Below are 20328 nucleotides of genomic sequence, written 5' to 3'. Positions count from 1 at the left end.
ATAACGATTTCACCAGTTTTATTAATAAATCCCCATTTACCACCAATTTCAATCACTGCTAATCCTTCACTAAAATCATTTACATAATCAAAAGATTGAGGTTCAATAACAGTTTCACCAGTTTTATTAATGAATCCCCGTTTATCACCGATTTCAATCATTACTAACCCTTCACTAAAATTATTTACATAATCAAAAGATTGAGGTTCAATAACAATTTCACCAGTTTTATTAATAATCTCCCATTTATCATCAACTCTAACCATTGCTAACCCCTCACTGAAATCACGTATATCATCAAATTGAGGTTCAATAACAATTTCACCAGTTTCATTAATAAATCCCCATTTACCATTAACATTAACAGGTGCTAAATCTTCTTTGAAACCATAGGCTAAATCAAACTGAGGTTCAATAACGATTTCACCATTTTTATTAATAAATCCACATTTATCATCAATATTAACCTGTGCTAATCCTTCACTAAAATTGCCTACATAATCAAATTGGGGTTTGATAACTATTTCACCTGTCTTATCAACAAATCCACATTTACCATCGACTTTAACCATTGCTAACCCTTCACTAAAATTACCTACACCATCAAATTGGGGTTTAATAATAAATTTACCTAGCTTATCAACAAATCCAGATTTACCATCAACACTAACTGCTGCTAAACTTTCGCTAAAATTGTTTACACTATCTAATTGAGGTTTAATTGCATATTCGACTTCTGCTGAGTCGACAGATGGGCTAACCGTTAAATTGGCTATTATAGTTACATTACTTGAATTTATAACTCCATCAACCATTGTTAATATACCTATAAATGTAAAATTTCCAGTTACTTTTGTATCTGCTACCTTGTCCCATGTTACAGATAAAGTTTTAGTTGTTCCATTGACTAAACTGGCTGTTACTGTTGTTGGTAATGTATACTCCTCGCCTATATTCTTAGTAATATTTATTGCAACTACTGATTTAACTACTGCTGGGGATACTTGACCACCAGATACGACACTAGCGTCTACAGTATTTCCTGTATTATTGTCTATCCAATTTCCTGAAAAATCTTTAACATAAATTGCTCCACCTTCAACTATTGCATTAGTAATTTCCGTTAAATTTTTTGTGTCATTAGCATAAGCTAAATCAAATGATTTGCTCCCAATTACAACACTACCATTAGCTGTTGTAGCAAAAGCTGAAATTGATGATGCTCCCACTGTTATTAATGCAACAATAAATGAGCTTATAACCTTCTTCTTCATATTAAAATACCCCCTATAATACTTAACTCTAATCTTATAACACTACTGAATTTTTTAGTAATAAATAACAGTTTTTCATTTTAGGTAAACTACAAAGTTAAAAATACAAATAGAATATAATATTATTTATATTCTATTTGTACTAAATCATAATTATTTCTTGAATAGTCCATTTATATCATGCATATCCCCAGCTTGAATATAATAATTTTCTGCATCCATTTTAGTTTTACCATTTAACATTGATCCTTTGGGTAAAATAAATTGGTTATTAATGATTTCTACTAATTCCATGTTACTAATGTATCCAGGTGAATCGTAAGTCCAGTTTTCATTTGAAATTATATCTTCGAGCTGATCTCTATTTATATCTTTAGAATACCACAGTCTATGCCTTTTCATTAATGAATCACCCTCTGGACTGATCCTTACCAGAATAAAATAATTATATGTATCATTATCAGAGTCCTTATTAGGTAAATATTCACCTTTATTATTCCAGTCCTTAGTTTCTAGAAGAAGAAGTTGTCCAAAATGTTTCGTTGATTTTACCGCCAACTTAATTCCATCTATATCGAAATCACAAGTATCCCATGCACCCAAGTCATATTTTTCTAAATCAGGTTTAGGAATATCCATTCCATGTGATTTGAATATTTCATATATAGAAAATTCGGCAAGCTTTCCCTGAAATGTATTTATAAATATTTCACCATTTTCTCTTTTATGACTCCCCCCAGTCCTATGATCTCTATGTTCTCCTACCCTTCCAAAACTCATATCATATGCAAAGTCGAAAGACTCTTTTAAAGATACTGGATTAAATCTACTAATTGGATTAAATGGTTTTTTGCTGTTTATTATGTAACTATTTGATTCTTGTGTAAGTTTATTCATATAGCATTCCCCCTTAAGAATATAATACCATAAATTACTATAATTAAAGTGCGGCGTATGGCTGCTTTTTATTATGTTATATGCTATACTTAATTTTATAGAGAACATACGTTTTATATTTGAAAGGAGCATTCACAAATGATAATCAAAAAAAAGTATAAGGTTGGTAGTCTATTTGCAGGAATAGGAGGAATTTGTTTAGGTTTTAAACAAGCTGAATATGATAATACAGGATTTGACCTTACCTGGGCAAATGAAATAGATGAACATGCAGCTGAGACCTATAGAACCAACTTTAATCATGAGCTTATAGTTGGTGATATTGAAAAAATTATAGACCCGACTATATTGGACCGTGAAAAAGAAGTCTTGATGGAAAATTTACAAAAAGAAGATGATGAGAAAAAAAAGTTGTCTTTAAAAAAATTAATAGAAAAGTGTGAAAAAGAAAAACCCGAGTATGAAAATAAAAAAACTGAGATTTTAAAACATAGAATAGATATTCTAATGGGAGGCTTTCCATGTCAAAGTTTCAGTTTAGCTGGTTCTAGGAGAGGTTTTGCCGATCATCGTGGAAATTTGTTTTGGAGTGTTATCAATTTAGTTAATCTTTTAGAACGCATGCATGGTAAACCTAGAGTCCTATTTCTAGAAAATGTAAGCAATTTAAAAAGCCATGATTGTGGAGAAACTTACAAAGTAATCAAATGTGAACTTGAAAATGCAGGATATATAATTAAAGAAACAATTTTAAATACTATGGATTTTTCAGATCTTCCTCAAAATAGAGCAAGGATATATATAGTCGGATTTTTGAATCAGGAAGATGCTGATGCATTTACAATGTTTGATAATACAAATAATTATTTTAAGGCTAAAACTCCACTTGATCGAAAGGAAGATATAAAAAAGGTGTTGGATCTTAGTTTAACAAAAGATACTGCTTCAGAATACTACTATACTAAAGCTAAGTATCCTGGATATTTTATAACCGAAGAAGAATATTTAAATATACCTAAAGAAAAACGAAAAGCAGAAAGAATTAATCTTGATGAACAAATAACTGAAGAGTATCAATTTTATCAAGTTAGAAGAGGTATGTACGTAAGAAAGAATATGAGCAATGTATGCCCAACTCTTACTGCAAACATGGGAACTGGTGGACACAATGTACCTTTGATTAAAGTAGCTGATGGCATTCGTAAATTAACGCCTACTGAAACTTTTAAAATTCAAGGGTTCCCTATAGGAGATGGATATACACTTCCTGGTAAATTTGGCGCAAGAAAATATCCAAATGGATCTTTATATAAACAAGCCGGAAATGCAGTTTCTGTGCCGGTTATTAAATTAATTGCTGAAGAGATTTTGAAGGCACTTAAATAAAGAAAAACAGATCCCTTTATGGCTATCAATTCCATGAAGAGATCTATTTTTTACAAAGTATTAATAGTGTCTAATTACAATATCAGTAGGCGAAGTCCATGTAACTTCAACGTGATCTCCCTCTTGAGCATTAAGTTGCGCATACCAAGATCCAAGTGTTTTTAAATCTCCATTTCCTTCCAGTTGCTTTGCATGTATACGATCAAATTGATTACCTGCTGCTTTAAGCATACCATTAAAAAGTCCATCGACTGATGTACAATTAAAAATGTTAACTCCTAATATATCAATCTTATTAGGCTTATAATTAGGAATATAATTGGAATTGTAGATATCGAAAGATTTTGCACTAGTAGAATCGAGCTTAATGTAACCTTCTCCATACACTATGCCCCGAGAATTAGTATACCTATGATGCCCCCAATCTAAATGTGCTTGCTTAATTGTTACAATATATGAATCACCTGCAACTGCCATAAAATTTCCCCCTTTTATTATTAATTTAATAAGCTTTTTAGTTTCTTTTAAGAAAAATTACTCAAATAAATTAAATGTTTCTTTAGAAATATACATTCCCTTTTCTATCAAGTTAGCATAAATACTAAATCTAGGTCTTCTACCTAACTTTTTCTGATCTGCCATTGTCTCTGTTTCATTAACTCTCATATTATAAACATCTTCAGTTGAAATTTCATAAACATCAAAAGATCCATCCCAATTTCCTTCTCTGTAGAAGTCAACAAAAAATATCCTGTCCCATTCAGAATTTGGGCCAAAAGAAGTTAGATCAGGAATAACACTGCAGGCTTTTACTTGGATTCTATTATTGCCTCTTTCTCCTTTTGGATCATAACAGTCAAATGAAGTATTTGCCCCTGAAATAGACTGAGTAATTCTAGCCATCCCTTTAGCCATACAGAAAGCAGGCTCTGATAAACCTTCAGGAAGATTTATTTTTCTTGCGCCCATTTCCACTAATAAATCGCATAAATTCCTCCAACTTGTATAGATAACTTTTAATTTTTCTTTATCACTTTCTCCAAAAATCATAACTTTAGAATTGAATTTTCCTTCTGGTAAACTAAGTGTTCCAATTATTTGTTGCATAAATATACACCTCCTTGAAGTTTTAATTTATATAAAAAATAAACTTTTACCTTCTTCTAAATACCTGAAAAATTGAGGTGGATAAAAGTCTTTAATATAATCTCTTGGCTCTACTGGTGCATCAAATTTTTTATAGTCGATAATTTCTAAAGCATACACCGTATCTTTACCTTTAAAATATTCCATAAGACTTTCTTCGGTTGTACCTGAACCCTCACTGCACCTAGACCATACTTCCTCTGGAGTTCCAGAAATAACTTGTCCTATTTTAAAAGCACCTACAATCTTTTTTACTGGAACAGTAGCATAAATGTATGCATTTTTTACATCTTGATTTTTGTATATAGTTCTTCGAAATTCATATTTTTTAATACCAGATAATATCTTTTCAATGTTTTCTGGGTATATTGTTAATATAATATCCATAAATACCTCCATACATATAATTACTTCTAAGTGTATAATAGTTATCTCTTTAAATTATTAAAAAATGAACTTCTTGCTAATTTATGTTCATACTCAGAAAGTGTTTTGTTTTCTACTAATTCCCTTATATTGACTTGCTCTGAATTAAAATTCAGATTAAAATTTAGTGTCATATTGTGATCTACCCAATATTTTGCGCGTAGTCGAAGTTCCATCCTTTTCTTGGCTTTATATATTTTAACTCCTCCAAAATTAGAATCTATAAAATTATCTATAAACAAACTAGATGAAGAAGCATGGTCTGCACTAATGTTTTGAAGTTCATCTATATTTACTTCCATGCCACACAGTTTGAAATTTACACCCGCCCTCAATATAAAAATATAGTATATTTTATTTACAGATTGCTCAGTTTTTACTTTTTCCAATTTATAAGTTATAATTTTTTTCCAACCGTCAACTATTTCTTCATATTTTTTATCCTGAAACAATTGATCTAAAGAAACACCAGTATCTTTAAAATTTTGTGCCAAAGAAGTTTCTCCAGAATCACTATTAGTTACGTTCCCAAATGCATCTATTTTACAAGAAAGCATTTTAACATCTGCACCAAATATACCTGGTTTAATTACATCCACACCGTAACTACCTGCACCAACGGGATGTCCACCTATTGCTTGTACAACCCATTGCTCTATGTGTTCTTTAGGTACCTGAATAGGTAGATGCTCTTGCCCAGGTATTCGCTCAGGTTGTGAAAACACAGATTTTCTTATGAAAAATTCAAGTACCTCAATAGCAGTATCGTCAAAAATTCCTCTCAATTCTATTAAACTTAAGGGTCTCAAGACCATTTTTACCAACTCCTTCTAAATATATTACCGTATTTATACAATATCATAAAACCTCTTTATAGACAAGCTACTTTTTATAAAAACTTTAATTATAAATAAGCTACTTTTAAATAAAATCAATTATATATATATTGTTTTTATCATGTAAATTGGATAAACGATAAAAAAATGAACATATTAAATGGGTATTAAAGGTTTTAATTTTTAGTTGCCAAAGCTCTTTAATGGCGTTCTTAAGGAGTCTAATCAACCTCTTCAACAAAGCCTACCCTCCCCCTAGCGTTGTCAAACGCAGCTACTCACAAGCACGTTATTTGCCCGCCAGCCATCACTCTAAAAGCATGTGCATTAACCTTTAGATTTAGTTAAATCAAAAAAAGCACTTCCGCTCCATTTAAAGAGCGAAAATGCTTTTTTTGATTTATATGTTACTAAAATACTATTTTACTATATCAAGTGCTCTTAAAGCCATTGACACTATATGTGGCTCAATTTCGCCGTTATTAATGACCTCATCTCTAGTCATCCAATACAGCGCTTTGCTTTCTCCATCCTGTGGATGTACTTTCTCTTCATTAGCCGTTGCAAAATAAATAAAATCTATATTTTCAATAGGATGTCCTATGTTTTCTAACAATACATTCATAGGTCTATGTAACTGCCTTACTCTTCCTAGCTCCAGTTGATCCTCATCACTATATAGCTCAATTTTTAGTCCAGATTCTTCATATACCTCTCTTATTGCCGTTTCATGTGGCAATTCTTCAGGTTCCATATGTCCGCCTAAAGGAAAAAGTGTTTTATGCTTCTTGTGCATATGTAAAAGTACTCTACCATTATTTATAACATATACTGTTGCAGTTAATGTTCTATTTAAATTCAAATTAGTTAACCTCTCTTTATATGGGTATGTTTTAATTTATACTTTCTGAAAATATAGGTTTTAAAGGTCTTAATCATATAAGATCCAAGCATCACTTATGGGACAATTGGGGTAGTGCTCGCAAAGCGTAAATTTACAACGTTAGGCCCATTATTTACAATTCAACACTATTATTTAAATATTCTGAGTTAGAATTAATAGGCAATAGTTCTAACTCGAAAAAACATATACCATTATTGTAAAGCATTGATATATATAGGGTTTAATCATTAAGCGATAAAACTCTTATTTTTTTACTCAAAACAAGTTAGTTAAAATAAGTTATAGTATGTATTGATAACTCTAACTAAAACAGTAATAAAAAATATATATTAGCTAATGTAAAATCTTTGATAAAAACATTAAATTAACACGAGTATATTTAATATTCTCTCTGAATTTATCACCATTTTGATAATATGTGTCTTAACGTGATAAATTTACGCTTAGCGGTTACTACCCATTACTACACAAACCCCTATTGACTGTCCCAATTTATCTTTTTGGGTACGTTGTTAATTATTTTATTACATTTAAATTTATCCAAGTTCTATACGCGTTTCTTGCTACATTCAATTCTTTCATAAACCATTCCTCATTTATTTTTTTCCCGTTTTTTACATCAGTATCCATTTTTAAACCCGCTATCTTGAACCTATCCAACATTATAACTAAATTTTTGCATTTATCTCTACCAACTTTATCTAACTCACTGTCCATTCTTTTTAAAATTGAATCCCCAAATCTAGCGTTAGTTGGATTAAGTTTAATATCTTCTAAAAATGAGAATAACTTCATTGCTTCATCAAAATCAGTACAGAATCCTGAATCAACTAATTTAGTGTAAGTTTTTACATTTTCATCTACTTCATTAACTGTTAATCTTCTTACAGTAACTCCTACCATTTTATATTTATAAGTTTCACTATCACCTCTTATATTTATTTTTACAGATTCAATTTTCATATAGCCTGTAGCTATAACCGGTCCTTTAAGTACAGTAAAATCTTTATTGTCAACTTCAGTTATACTTACTATGCTGTCTAGAATATCTCTAAAACTTTTATGAGTCTGAGGATAAGGAACATTTGCAATGTAACTATTAGCCTTATCATTGTCAGAATCGACTTCTTCCATATAACCTACAATTGAAACTTTCTTTCCATCTAGTTTTGTCAAATCTGTTAATGATGTTTTATTACTAAATCGTAAAGGTGTAATATCTACTTTATTATTTGTTACTTGTTTGATTTCACTTGATTCTTTATTTTTAACACTACAGCCAATTAAGCTGACACTTGCACACAATAACAATATTACTATTTTATTCTTTATATTTAATTTTAACATTATAAATAACCTCCATATTTTATTGTTATATTGTGTTCTAACATTCTCAGAGTACATCATAACAGATTAGATATACCCTCAATAAATTGAAGTGTATTAGGTAATCGAGTGAATTTAGGTATGCAAATTATTTCTTGAGCATAAAAAATATTAATTACATAAAATGGCATCATAAAAGATGGCTACTCGGTTCTCTGAATAATTATATATACCTTCTTAAAATACGTTTAAAATAATTTAAACCATCCCTATTACTTCCTAAAATCACTAAGCTCCAAAACCGTACTCTCTCCAAGATCCTCTTCCTCCATGTTATCCAATCTTTTCACCAGATCCCCTATTATAACAACCATCTCATGCTTACTATATTCCCTATCATCAAAACCATTTGCTTTTCCATGTGCCTTTTTGTAAAGCTTCTTAGCATACTTTAATTGTTTATCAGTAGCTGGCTCCATTTTCTGTTTTTTAACTCTCTCAACAGCATTACTCTTTAACTTAGCTAGTTTTTTAACATATCTCTCTTCAAATACCTTTTTAATATCCTCTAAGAGCTCATTCTCTACATCAAATCTTTCATCTGTAATTCTCTTAACATACTGCAGCGTTCCTTCTACATCTTCAAATTTATCCTTAAACCAATAATCAACCACAGAATCAAAAACCTCATCCTCAGAGATTCCTTTTAAAGCAGTAGTTATACTACCACTGATACTAAGCTTCCATTTTTGTTCTAAATCCACATATAACATAGTAAAAACCTCCCAAAAAAAACCCAAAGAACATCAAAAAAGAGGAACCAGGTTACACCCATAATCTTATCCGACGTTTCAGTTGTACTTAAATATTTACATAATAGGTAGCAACGCCCACTTTATCAAATAATTTCAGTACACAGGTTACACCCATAATCTTATCCGACGTTTCAGTTGTACTTAAATATTTACATTTCTTTTAATAACTTACTAACTGATTGTTGTGTTATTTCTAATTTTTTTGCTATTACCTTTTGAGTTAATCCTTTTGCTTTAAGTTTTTTTATCGCATCTATTTTTTCTAATTTAGCCTTTTCTCTTTTAGTTAATCCCTCTTTGTCTCTTCTCTTAACCCTTTGATACACTTGATCTCTTCTTTTAATTTCTTTTGTATTAATAATAGTCTTAAGAGGCCTCATCTCATCCTCAATAATGTTTAAAAGCTTTATAAGCGTTGTATTTTTATAGTTGTAACCCTTATATTTATATCCAGATCTATCTTTCTTTTTAACTGTGCCCTCTTCAAAATTAATTTTTAGTTGTTCTATATCTTCTTTGGGGCGAGGATCAAATTCATTCTCTAGCCATGATTTATATGCTCTTTCTGCCTGCGAGGTTTGACTTTTAACTTCACTTTCAGGTAATGGGCATATAAATCCTTTGTTAAACTCTAAAGTGTCCTCTAAGGCCTTCTTAAGGTCATTAGTAAAACAACAGGCCCAGTATCTATATAAAAAACACATAAGTTCTCTTTGGCTTTTTTCTACTAATTCCCCGTTTTCATTCCTGCAGTATCCTTTTCTAAAATTCTGAATCTCTACTATGTCCATCAGCCTTGCATGGTGAAGACTATAAAGATTAAATAGTTTTACAACCTTTGATTTTCTTCCACGTTTTTTTACACTTGGATTTTTAACGTAATCATTTAGCTCCGGTAGATAATTTTCTTGAATATCCCGAAGCGAATATCTTTCTTCATTAAAAACTAATATCTCAGTTGCTTGTCCATTTTTTTGATTAATAGTTCCTGATAGCCTAGATACTCTAGCTGCATCAATTGATTTAGCATCCGCACCTATTTCTTTTAACTTCTCTAGAAAGAATTTCTGCACTGCATTCCAAAGAGGAAGAGCCATATATGGCACTGGCTCTATAAGCCAGTAAATAACTATCCCTTGACCTGAAATAACTATAAAACTAGGTGGTGGAACAGATTGTTTAAAATAATCTTTCTCAAGTAACCATATAATCTGCTCTGCACTTAACCCTTTGTATTGTTCTAATGTATAATAATCTAAATCTATAAATAAAGAATTTAATTTTCTTATATTTTCTATACGTCTTTTAGGTTTGTAAAAAGAATTAGGACTTAAATATATATTTGCATCTTTTACACCTATAACCTTACCTATATTTTCTTTAAGCTCGTCCACTTTGTAGTGATGTTGTATCCAATTATTATCCTTTTTAAGGGCTATAGTTATGTATCCATCATCATTTTCATGCAAAAGATTTATTTGCATTTGAGCCTGGGATACCTCTGAACTATTAACCACATCATCTATTGGCACTATAGTTAGATTTCTTATAATCTCACTTAAGTCGCCAATATGTATTTTCTCGGCCAACATAAAAAAGCCCTCCTATTTTTTTGTAACCCAAATAAGAGTGCTGCATTATACCGATTAAATACTTTATTTAACTTATACATATCTTGACTATTGTTAACAGATATATTAAACTAAGTATATAAATTAAATAAAATATTTAAAGATATAACTTTCCTATTCGGGAAGTTATCAGGATTTATCAAACTCTTGAATTAAAGCGACCAAACTTTTTCTATTCAAGAGTTGTTTCATTTTTTGGAGATATAAACCCTGATTACTTTCTATTTGTAAATAATTGTATTTTTATTTTGTTTTTTGTAATTTTATATGTTTTAATTCTACTATGAATTACCTATAATTTCAAGTTTTTATAATATATAGTCAACTCTTATCAAATTATCGTTTGTATTTGTTTACAAACTCCACTAGAGCCAGTGCTATAAGATCCTTTTGAGTTTCTTTTTGCCCCTTACAAAACAAAACAAATTCATCAAGTACTATTTTATAAGTTTTTACACTTCTGCTTATAACCTCACCTTTAAGCATATGGTTGTTAAGATCTATTTCAGGTACATCTATTATATTCTCATTACCTTTTTTATTTTTGTACCATTGAATCATTTCTTCAATTTCAGGATACTCACTTTTTATAGCATTTTTCACTGCTTCTGTAACTTCTGTTTTAACTACCACTGAAGTATTATTATTATTATTGTCTTTTTCAATAGGTGTTACCTTAGTGTTGCTTTGTAGTTCCTTAAGGAATGTTTCTTGGTAGTTATTTTTTAATACCTGCTGTATATCCTTATTTTCACTTGGAGTTACTATGGTATTACTAGATGTTATTTCCTCTTTTCCATCTGATATTTTAATTATATCATATAAAAAAGTAGATTTATTATATCCGATCCCGGTACCTTTAGTTGTTTCTATATAATCTTTTCTATTTATATCAAACGTAAATTTTATAAATTTATCCGTTGAAATTTTTTCTTCTTTATTCCTACTTTTATTTGCTATAGTATTTTTATTAAGATTCTCTGCTATTTCTATTAGCTTTTTAATAGGTAAATCTAATTTTTTGGCTTTACTCATCGCCCTATCCCACCTTATATGTAACACCTTATAAACACTTTTGAGTTACTTGTAATTATATAATATCATAAAATTAAAATGTTATGTTTATTGATTTTATTTATAGACTGCTAAAATAACTTTTTATTTATAATATTTCTTAGTGTTGCTTTGGTGTTGCTTTGTAGTTGCTATATAAATATTATTAAATAGTGTTTATTTATAGTTGCTTATAAACACCCCTTATATCCCTTTGTTTATAACAACTATAGAGTTAGTGTTGCTCTTTATAAACATGACCTAAGCTTAGCATAGGGCGCATATATCATTATATTAAAGTTCTAATTACTACAAATGAAAATAAATAAGTCTTCCTTATTTAAAAAAATAATTTTTTATTTTTTTATTTAATTTTCTAAACTTCACTTGTCCGACCCGATAGGTAAGGGCATTAGTAACCCGCTAAATTTGATACAAAATAAAAATTAATGAATATGTAAAATGGGTACGGCAACCATTCATGTAAAAACGGGTCACTTTCCATTTTATGTAACAATTCAATGCTTTTTATTGAAATACCCCCTACCATAAACGACCGTTTATAGTTCTTAATTTTTAATTAGGTAGGTAAAACCTATTAATGCTATATTAACGAGTTCTATAACTCAGTACCATAATCAAAGTACTGACATATCTATAATTTAACGTTTATGGTACTTTGAAAATTCAATAATAATTTCAAAATAATGTTAAGTGGCCCTAAATTACACGAATGGTCGCCGTATGCCTAAAACTTATGCATCATAAAAGACCCTAGCCACCTTGTACTAGTTGTGGGTTCATCTCAACTTGTTCAAGGTGGACAAGCCCTGGGCTTGTCCATCGGCGGTGTACGTTTTTAGATTAAGTGGTATGGATTAAACTTTATATGCGTGCGAGGATCTAACTTGTTAAGATTTAAGATTCTAGTGGGTCGTTAAATTTCGTATTAGAAATTTATCGAGCCACGGGTCTTTAGATTAACTGTACTCTCTGGGATAAAGGTTCCATCGATGAGCGCCTTGCAAGCGAAGAAATGGAATGCTTGTTTTGGTTCTTTGGAATCTTTTATGAATAATAATGCCCTTTCGTTAAAGGTCGCGGTGGTGGCGGTTGGAGCGAGCTTTATCGAAATGGCTGCGTAGACTTAGGAATTTTTTTGATTATTTATATAGAATGATTAAATTAAGAGACAATTAAAATTTAGCTAGAATCGATGCACGCCGTCGGGTACCCAAAAAAGGACCAGCTTTGGAATTAGAACCTCTTAGTTTCCCAGTGTTTGAGGGACGAAAACAATGGGAAGCTTAGAGAGTCTTATGCTAAAGCTTGTTCTTTTTGGGGTGACGGTATACGTGCCCAGATCTTGTCCTTCCAAACTTCCTATACTACTAATAACTACAATAGATATAAAATAAAATGATTATTATAATAAGTTTTATAATGTTCTATAAAATCTATTTACTATAATAATATTTGGATATTCAAAAGGAAACTGCAAAACCTAACTATTTTTTTAAACTTGTGGGTTGCAAGCAAATGGACTAGCCCAGCTACTGAGGTACGAAGTGGCTGGTAGGCCTGTCCATTTGCCGTGAAAAATGGACGAGTTTCTGACCTCTACTATAAATTTATTTTTTTGAAACTCTAAATTCTCAGAACACGGTCACTGCTCTGATAGGCTGAGGTGAAAACCTGTCCATTTTTCACCCGAGCGAAGCGAGGTTTTACCTCTAAGTTATGTAGAAAATTTTTAATATTAGTACGGTTATAAAAACAAATCCTACTGCACTGCAGCAGGATTTGTTACCCCTGGGGGAAGGGGGAATATTTTATTTGCTTTGGGCTAGTTTACTGACTGTTACAAAGACTAAATATAAAGATTAATGTTGCATCAATATAATAGAATGTTTTACTTATTGGCAGTGAGTAAGATTGTCCAAAGCTACATTTTAACAACTATATTTGTTCTAGTTACGTTAATAATCCTGGTACTTTTTTAATATCAGGATTATATTTTATATTAGAAAAGTATTTACTATTATAAAATATAATAGTATTGTTAATATATAAATTACTATAAAAATTAATATAAGTTCTAATATATTAATTAATATATTATTATTAGGAGGGATTACATTGAAAATAATATCTTTTAGCACCCTAAAGGGCGGTGTTGGGAAAAGTTCTAGTTTATTTAATATAGCTGGTTTACTTGCAGAAGAAGGCAAAAAAATACTAGTTATTGATGTGGATCCTCAAGGCAATAGTACCAATAATTTTGGTATAGATAGAACCGTAGAAAATTTAAAAAGCATTAAAAATATTTTGGAGGATGATATTGAATTTGATAATGTAGTTATAAAATCACCGGTTAAAGAACTTCCGTCTCTTGATGTTATTCCAAGTTCTATATTTTTAACTGCTACGGAATTAAAGCTTGTCAGCTTAGCTGGTAGGGAAAATATACTTATTAACTATATTGACGATAATTTAAAATATTTTAATACATATGATTACATATTTATAGATACAAATCCTTCGATGAGCATAATTAATCAAAATGCTTTTGTAGCTGCAACTGATATTATACTTGTATCTGATATTAGTATGAATTCAGTAGAAGGTTCTGAACTATTTTTGGCTCTTTGGAAAGATATAAGAAAACGCTTGAAATTAAAAAATAATATAAAAGGTTTCTTAATTAATATGTACGATAAAAGAATGAATCTTTCAGCACAATTTAGGGATCATTGTAAAAGAAATGATGAAGTAAAAGACATACTTTTTGATACTGTAATCCCTATGAATGTTAAATTAAAAGAAGCTGAGTTAGAAGCAAAACCTATAAATATTTATTGTAAATCATCTGCAGGATATAAATCATATGTAACACTTGTTAATGAAATGAAGGAAAGAGGTATTTTATAATGACAAATAAATTTGATAAAGCTATACAAAATCGTAGCTTTGAAATATTAGATTCTGGAAAAAAACAAAAAACTGAGGATGTTGTAGTTTCAGTCGAAAATAAAGCCCTAAAACAAACTGGCTTTAATCTTGAGGATATTATAGAAAAGACCTCTAAAAATTTTAAAAATAAAACATATTATTTAGAAACAAATGCAACTAATGAAATAAAAAAAATAGCTAAAAATCAGAAAATAAGCGAAAGTAAGCTTGTAAATGATATATTAAAACATGTATTAGGCATTAAATAAATTAATATAGTTTCTTATATAATAATTAATATATTAGAAACTATATTAATTATTATATTAATGATGAATTAAATTATGTAGTTACACTCTTTAATTAAGCCACTCCTGGTAAAGACTTTAGAGTAAAAATACCCCCTGGGTATGAGATTTTTTTTGCTTTGTACAAGTTTACTGACTGCATTAAAGACTAAATAGCACTATGAATATTTAGATTCTATAATAGCCTATTTTACTTATAGGTATTGAGTAATATTGTCCGAAACATCTTTTAGGATAGGAGAAGTGAAAGAGCTTGTGCCACATCAAATTTACGCATAAAGCATGAATGAGAAAATTTGATGTGGACTGGTCTTTGATTGCAGCTGCTATAGAAACTATAATTAAAAAATATGTTATGTTACCTTTATAAATTATTTAACTTATGACGATTGAAATTAATTCTTATAGAAATCATCACATCCTATTATAGTTTTAGTATATTCTTTTTTCAAATCTTTTAAATCAAGCCTTTTGTTACTAAGTTCATAAAAATTAGAACAGCTTAGTAACCTTATTTTGCAGTGGAAATTAGCTCTACAAAGTGGAATTTACTTTTTCAATTCACCACAGCTTAGTAAATGATTCTACTTTTTCAAGCATGCGACTACCTAAAGGAAATCCTCCTATAATTTCATTAGTTTGTCCATTTGTTGGTGCTTGATATTCAATTTCATTATTTTTTAAAGCAAGTGTAATTTTACCGTTCATAAGATATCCATTATCTTCTAAAAAAACAATTTGTCCCATTCCCTTGTCATTAAATACGATGCTTCCTCTAGCACTAGGCTCATAAAGATGTGATCTAGTGGCATACGTATATTCTATTTCTATATTTGCTTTTGTTTTTGATATGAATTTAAGGTTAATGTGTATAAACTCCACCATTCCTTCTCCCACCAATCCACTTTGTTCTTCAAGTGTTCCTCTTCTAGTCAAAAATTCATAATTACCATTATAATTACTAACATCGACTAAAGTATAATTACTCTCTGAAGTAATAGTTAATATAGCTGTTATAGTTACATTATTTGAATTAACTACTCCATCAGCCATTGTTAATATACCTGTAAATTTATAATTTCCTTCTACCTTTGTACTTGCAACCTTGTCCCATGTTACTGCTAAATTTTTAGTTGTGCCATTCGTTAAAGTTGCTGGAACTGTTGTTGGTAATGTATATGTATCATTTGCATTCTTGGTAATAACAAGTGGATTTGCTGATGCAACTTTCACTGTAGTAACTTGACCTTCATCCTCACCATCTATAACACTTGAGTCTACCGTCTTCCCTGTATTGTTGTCTATCCAATTTCCCGAAAAATCTTTAACATAAATTGATCCACCTTCAACTATTGCATTAGTAATTTCCGTTGAATTTTTTGTATCATTAGCATAAGCTAAATCAAATGATTTACTCCCAATTACAACACTACCATTATCCGTTGTAGCAAAAGCTGAAATTGATGATGCTCCTACTATCATTAAAGCAGTAAGAAATGAACTTATAACCTTCTTATTCATATTTAAATACCCCCCGTAATTAAAAAAATAATACTATCTAAGTTATACTCGTAAATAAATGCAATTTATGAAGTATTATTAATTTATGTGATACTATCTTATAAAAAAATACAACACTTGAAAGGACTAAATTCATGGAGAAACAGCAACAAAATTGGCACCCTATAAGTATGCTACCTATGATGTCTACAATGATATCTGGTCAACTAGAAGAAGCTAAAGATCAATATAAAAATCTTTTGAAGGCGCAATCTAAACCATATGTTTTGAATGATGAAATAGTAGAAAAAGTTATCAAGGTATTTTCAGAGCAATTAGATTTCATATGTTTATATGAGAATCAAATATCCAAATGGCATAATGAAGAAACCTTAACAGCTAATATTGAATCGGCTCTCGCTAAATCTCAAGTGCAGCTCCAAGAGCTTAGTAAAGTTATAACTAATATTTTATCCCTAGCAGCTAAACTAAAAAATGGAACTATAGAAAAGGTAATGGGAAAAAGTGATCTGGAGCTTGGAATGGAATTCTTTAAAAAATAACATCAATAATATATAACTTAGATGCTTTAATACGTTAAAAAAAGACACCTGAGCATTACCTTATCAATTACCAATTATGGTAAAAGCCTTAGGACCATACATAATAAAGCTCGTGTTTTCATTAAAATAGCGAATTTAAATTTAATTTATTATCCCAAAATTTATGCAAAGCTGTTTTATGAGGAAACCGTTAGCTGCTGCAGGTACCCTCTAAATTTAAGATATCTACTACACTCTCCTTATTTCCAGGGAAAGAAAACAAGGTTGTGCTATCAAAATTCACTATACTGGCTATATAACTAAAGTAATAATTTATTAATTATTTAAAACTAAATCTAAAATTATTATGAAACATACAAATACAAAGTTACGAAAAAATATTAAGTTTGTTTTAAGCTATATATGGGTTGTTAAGCATTTAGTTAAATTTAACTAAGCAATTATAGACTTGAATATATCTTGGATCATGAATGTAATATATATAATCATAATAACTGTAGAAATAATTACCCATGGGAGAAGGGGTAATTATTTTTTTTGCTTTGGACTAGTTTACTGAAAGAATTGTAATGAAGTGAAGAATGAACGGAATGGAGATTCTTTGAGTAAGATTGTCCAAAGCTTCCTTGGCTACAAAGGAATACACATGGGAATAGGCGCAGTGATAAAAAATAAACTGACCTGCAGAGCTCTTCTTCTTGGATTTATTTTTTATGACTGCACCTTCAATACTCTATAGTTATATTTTTTAATAAATAAGGGACTATTGAAGCAAATAAAACTGTTAATCCATAAGTAAATTGTATTCTATTGGATTATAGATTTCACAATATAAGACCCAGGAAGATAGCTTTTGTAATCACCTCGATGGTGTAGATTTATCTTATTTAAAATACATTCAACGTAACAATTCAACACGATATGTTACATTGAAACTAAAATTTTTAAGGAATAGGCAATAGCCACAATGTGAAAGTAACTCAATTACTATTATGTTACATTCAAAAACTGTTAGATAACAGTTGATGGCGGGACGTAGTATGTATAAAGGTAGATCTAAGATAAATTCTTAAATATGTCTATTGGTCTGCGTTGTCTCATATAAAATTCAAAACGTTTTTATTCTCATAATTTACATAATAATTAGACCTACACAGATATTATGATAGCATATCTGTGTATACCTAGGGTTAGTGAGTCAATTAGTTAATTCTGTCTACAATTACTGACTGCACTAGAGTAGTTATATCTCTCATAGGTTTAATAGAATAGTTACCTGGCGTAAGTGATTTTACTACTGTAGTGTCTATTGCTGGGTCAGTGAATGGTGTTGTTGATTTATACGGAAAGTCGAAGTCTGTTAAAATACTTCTGCCGTCTACCACTGGAACAGTATAGGTGTTATTTATAACTGGTATAGTTAAATTTTTGTCTAAGCAGAATAAATTGTTAAGCTGAACATAAACCTTGTTATTGAGTGTTATAAACTGTTTTGGTTGCACTGTAGCTAGTGTAGCTACTGGTAAATCTGCTTTGTTGATTAGCATTGATATTTTTACTTTGTGTAAATCTTCAAATGTATTTGCAATACCTACTTCATTAGTAACGTCACTGTTTAACTCTTGGTGGAGTGTAGTCGCCTGAGGTCTTCTAGTATAGTCACTTATATAGTATGCTACGTTGTCTGTAGTAACTGCTTCTGTCATGCTGTCTAGTATTGATGCAGCTGTGTTATAATCTTCTAATATTAGTTGAGAGTGGTTGATAAAGTCGTTATTCATATTTTGTAATATTTTATATAGAAAAATAAGCTGTGAATTATCCATTCTGCCAGTGTTATCATCACATGGAAGTAGTATAGTTCTATAGATGTTTGTCTGTACTGCGGCTACTGCTGCATTATATTTAGATGTAAGAGATGCTTTGTATGTACTAGGGTCTACTACTACTGGGGTAACTATTACTGGTGGGTTAACTATTACTGGAAAAGTATACTCTCCTGTAATAATACTTACATCTACTTTTACTCCTGTAAGATTGTCTATCCAGTTGCCATCGAAGTCTTTCACATAAATCTCATTGCCTTTGATTAGTGCGTCTACTATTTCACTTCGATTGCTAGAAGTGTTGGCATATTCTAAAGTAAATACGTGAGTGTTAATAATTACTGAACCGTTAACTATTGATGCTAATGTTGCACTAGGTACTACTGCTGATGTTGAAAAAGAAGTTGTTCCTGCTAATAATAATGCGATTAAAGTTGTTGATATTATATTACGTTTCATTGTGAGCCCCCTTAGCACTGCATAGAACGCTACTTATACAACATTACCACCCTGACAAGCTTGTAGCTGCTTATTTTGTGTGAATTAGTGTATTGAGTAAGTTCGTGCGTTGTGTGCTGTATTGTTAATATGCAAACGTTACATTGAGTACGTTTGCGGTTAATACTGCTTAGTAGATAATATAAGTGAAGCTGTTGTGGTGCTGTTTATTGTATGTATAGTGCTAGACTGCAACTTTAATCATAATAGAACCTCCTAAGAATTTAATTCTTTATTATATTTTAACATATAAAGCTTAATATACAATTCGAGAAAAATTTTACATGATTTTTTTATTAGTTTTAGGAAGAACACATTAATAGCAGAAATGCTTTTTTTAGAGTATTATCTAGACGAATACCATTAATGAAAAGCATACAACATAACGGAAAATTATATTGTATCAAAAGGATCCGTTTAAAAGTGCAAGTACTCAGTTAAATTTAACTGAGTACTTAACAACGTATATAAACCAATGCTTTAATAAAAAATTACTAGCTCTTAAAAGTTAGTAATCTTTTTAACTAAAATACAATTTGAATATAAATCAGTCGATATTGTGTTACCTTCTCTTTATATAATAAAATAATCTTCCCCCAAATCTAAAAACTTCTCCCTTCCTCCATATATATAAGTAAAACCCTAAAGGAGGAATCAACAATGGACAAAACCCAAATAATAGAAAGCCTAATCCCAGGCGCTTTACTATCCTATGAAAAATACAACATCCTACCCTCATTAACCATAGCTCAAGCAATACTCGAAACAGGCTGGCTACAATATGTTAAAGGTAATAACATCTTTGGTATCAAATGGACAGAAGGTTGTGGATATGAAGTTCAAGAATTTAACACTCATGAATTTATAAATGGAGTAAGCACTCCCATGGTATGCATGTTTAGAAAGTATGATACGCTGGGTGACAGCATCCTGGACCATGGAAAGCTTTTAAGCTTTAACCGGTACAAATCTGTAATAACATCTAAA

At 30.3% G+C, this 20328-nt stretch carries 18 protein-coding genes; 5 read left to right on the top strand and 13 right to left on the bottom strand.

Translation table 11 applies throughout. The features are described 5' to 3' along the window. Both KPL44_RS23790 and KPL44_RS23785 read right to left on the bottom strand, forming a co-directional pair. Nucleotides 1–1274, bottom strand: a 1274-nt coding sequence (locus KPL44_RS23790; protein ID WP_216255674.1) for a WG repeat-containing protein, incomplete at its 3' end; no start/stop codon positions are given. A gap of 153 nt (nucleotides 1275–1427) precedes the next feature. Beyond that, the gene (locus tag KPL44_RS23785; RefSeq protein WP_216255672.1) at nucleotides 1428–2171 is read right to left on the bottom strand and encodes a hypothetical protein; all 744 of its coding nucleotides are present in this window, start codon (nucleotides 2169–2171) and stop codon (nucleotides 1428–1430) included. A gap of 138 nt (nucleotides 2172–2309) precedes the next feature. Between KPL44_RS23785 and KPL44_RS23780 the strand changes: the two genes are divergently transcribed. Continuing rightward, nucleotides 2310–3557, top strand: a complete 1248-nt coding sequence (locus tag KPL44_RS23780; RefSeq protein WP_216255670.1) for a DNA cytosine methyltransferase — start codon at nucleotides 2310–2312, stop codon at nucleotides 3555–3557. Nucleotides 3558–3617: 60 nt separating this feature from the next. On the opposite strand, the gene KPL44_RS23775 is transcribed toward KPL44_RS23780, so the two are convergent. From KPL44_RS23775 to KPL44_RS23735, 9 genes are all read right to left on the bottom strand, one after another. Then, complete coding sequence (locus KPL44_RS23775) at nucleotides 3618–4034, bottom strand: hypothetical protein (RefSeq protein WP_253201927.1); 417 nt, start codon at nucleotides 4032–4034, stop codon at nucleotides 3618–3620. Between the two features lie 57 nt (nucleotides 4035–4091). After that, nucleotides 4092–4664: a Bsp6I family type II restriction endonuclease gene (locus KPL44_RS23770; protein ID WP_216255668.1), complete on the bottom strand. Its 573-nt coding sequence runs from the start codon at nucleotides 4662–4664 to the stop codon at nucleotides 4092–4094. Between the two features lie 27 nt (nucleotides 4665–4691). Continuing rightward, nucleotides 4692–5090 carry a hypothetical protein gene (locus KPL44_RS23765; protein ID WP_216255666.1) on the bottom strand — a complete coding sequence of 133 codons (399 nt, stop codon included), beginning with the start codon at nucleotides 5088–5090 and terminating at the stop codon, nucleotides 4692–4694. A 41-nt stretch (nucleotides 5091–5131) separates the two neighbouring features. Beyond that, nucleotides 5132–5944 (bottom strand): hypothetical protein, encoded by an 813-nt coding sequence (locus KPL44_RS23760; protein ID WP_216255664.1) that lies wholly within the window; start codon nucleotides 5942–5944, stop codon nucleotides 5132–5134. Nucleotides 5945–6383: 439 nt separating this feature from the next. Then, nucleotides 6384–6827, bottom strand: coding sequence for an NUDIX hydrolase (locus KPL44_RS23755; protein ID WP_216255662.1), 444 nt, complete (start codon nucleotides 6825–6827; stop codon nucleotides 6384–6386). Between the two features lie 558 nt (nucleotides 6828–7385). Next, nucleotides 7386–8216, bottom strand: coding sequence for a hypothetical protein (locus KPL44_RS23750; RefSeq protein ID WP_216255660.1), 831 nt, complete (start codon nucleotides 8214–8216; stop codon nucleotides 7386–7388). Between the two features lie 251 nt (nucleotides 8217–8467). Next, on the bottom strand, nucleotides 8468–8968 hold the full coding sequence (locus KPL44_RS23745; RefSeq protein ID WP_216255658.1) for a hypothetical protein: 501 nt from the start codon (nucleotides 8966–8968) through the stop codon (nucleotides 8468–8470). A 191-nt stretch (nucleotides 8969–9159) separates the two neighbouring features. Then, nucleotides 9160–10602, bottom strand: coding sequence for a DNA-binding response regulator (locus tag KPL44_RS23740; protein ID WP_216255656.1), 1443 nt, complete (start codon nucleotides 10600–10602; stop codon nucleotides 9160–9162). A 375-nt stretch (nucleotides 10603–10977) separates the two neighbouring features. Further along, entirely contained in the window at nucleotides 10978–11676 is a 699-nt protein-coding gene (locus KPL44_RS23735; protein WP_216255654.1) for a hypothetical protein, read from the bottom strand. Nucleotides 11677–13833: 2157 nt separating this feature from the next. On the opposite strand from KPL44_RS23735, the gene KPL44_RS23730 reads away from it, so the two are divergent. Then, the gene (locus tag KPL44_RS23730) at nucleotides 13834–14625 is read left to right on the top strand and encodes a ParA family protein (RefSeq protein ID WP_216255652.1); all 792 of its coding nucleotides are present in this window, start codon (nucleotides 13834–13836) and stop codon (nucleotides 14623–14625) included. Then, the gene (locus KPL44_RS23725) at nucleotides 14625–14915 is read left to right on the top strand and encodes a hypothetical protein (protein ID WP_216127961.1); all 291 of its coding nucleotides are present in this window, start codon (nucleotides 14625–14627) and stop codon (nucleotides 14913–14915) included. Before KPL44_RS23730 ends, KPL44_RS23725 begins: the two co-directional genes overlap by 1 nt. 600 nt (nucleotides 14916–15515) lie before the next feature. On the opposite strand, the gene KPL44_RS23720 is transcribed toward KPL44_RS23725, so the two are convergent. Continuing rightward, nucleotides 15516–16475 (bottom strand): Ig-like domain-containing protein, encoded by a 960-nt coding sequence (locus tag KPL44_RS23720; protein WP_216255650.1) that lies wholly within the window; start codon nucleotides 16473–16475, stop codon nucleotides 15516–15518. 134 nt (nucleotides 16476–16609) lie between these two features. Here KPL44_RS23720 and KPL44_RS23715 point away from each other — a divergent pair, with 134 nt between their 5' ends. Next, on the top strand, nucleotides 16610–17017 hold the full coding sequence (locus KPL44_RS23715) for a hypothetical protein (protein WP_216255647.1): 408 nt from the start codon (nucleotides 16610–16612) through the stop codon (nucleotides 17015–17017). Nucleotides 17018–18219: 1202 nt separating this feature from the next. Here the strand turns inward: KPL44_RS23715 and KPL44_RS23710 are convergent. Further along, entirely contained in the window at nucleotides 18220–19302 is a 1083-nt protein-coding gene (locus tag KPL44_RS23710) for a hypothetical protein (protein WP_216255645.1), read from the bottom strand. Nucleotides 19303–20001: 699 nt separating this feature from the next. On the opposite strand from KPL44_RS23710, the gene KPL44_RS23705 reads away from it, so the two are divergent. Next, nucleotides 20002–20328, top strand: a 327-nt coding sequence (locus KPL44_RS23705; protein WP_216255643.1) for a glycoside hydrolase family 73 protein, incomplete at its 3' end; no start/stop codon positions are given.

The sequence above is a fragment of the Clostridium sp. DSM 17811 genome (assembly GCF_018861905.1).
Classification (GTDB): domain Bacteria; phylum Bacillota; class Clostridia; order Clostridiales; family Clostridiaceae; genus Clostridium_AD; species Clostridium_AD frigoriphilum.
This window is presented reverse-complemented; position numbering and strand designations above follow the sequence as displayed.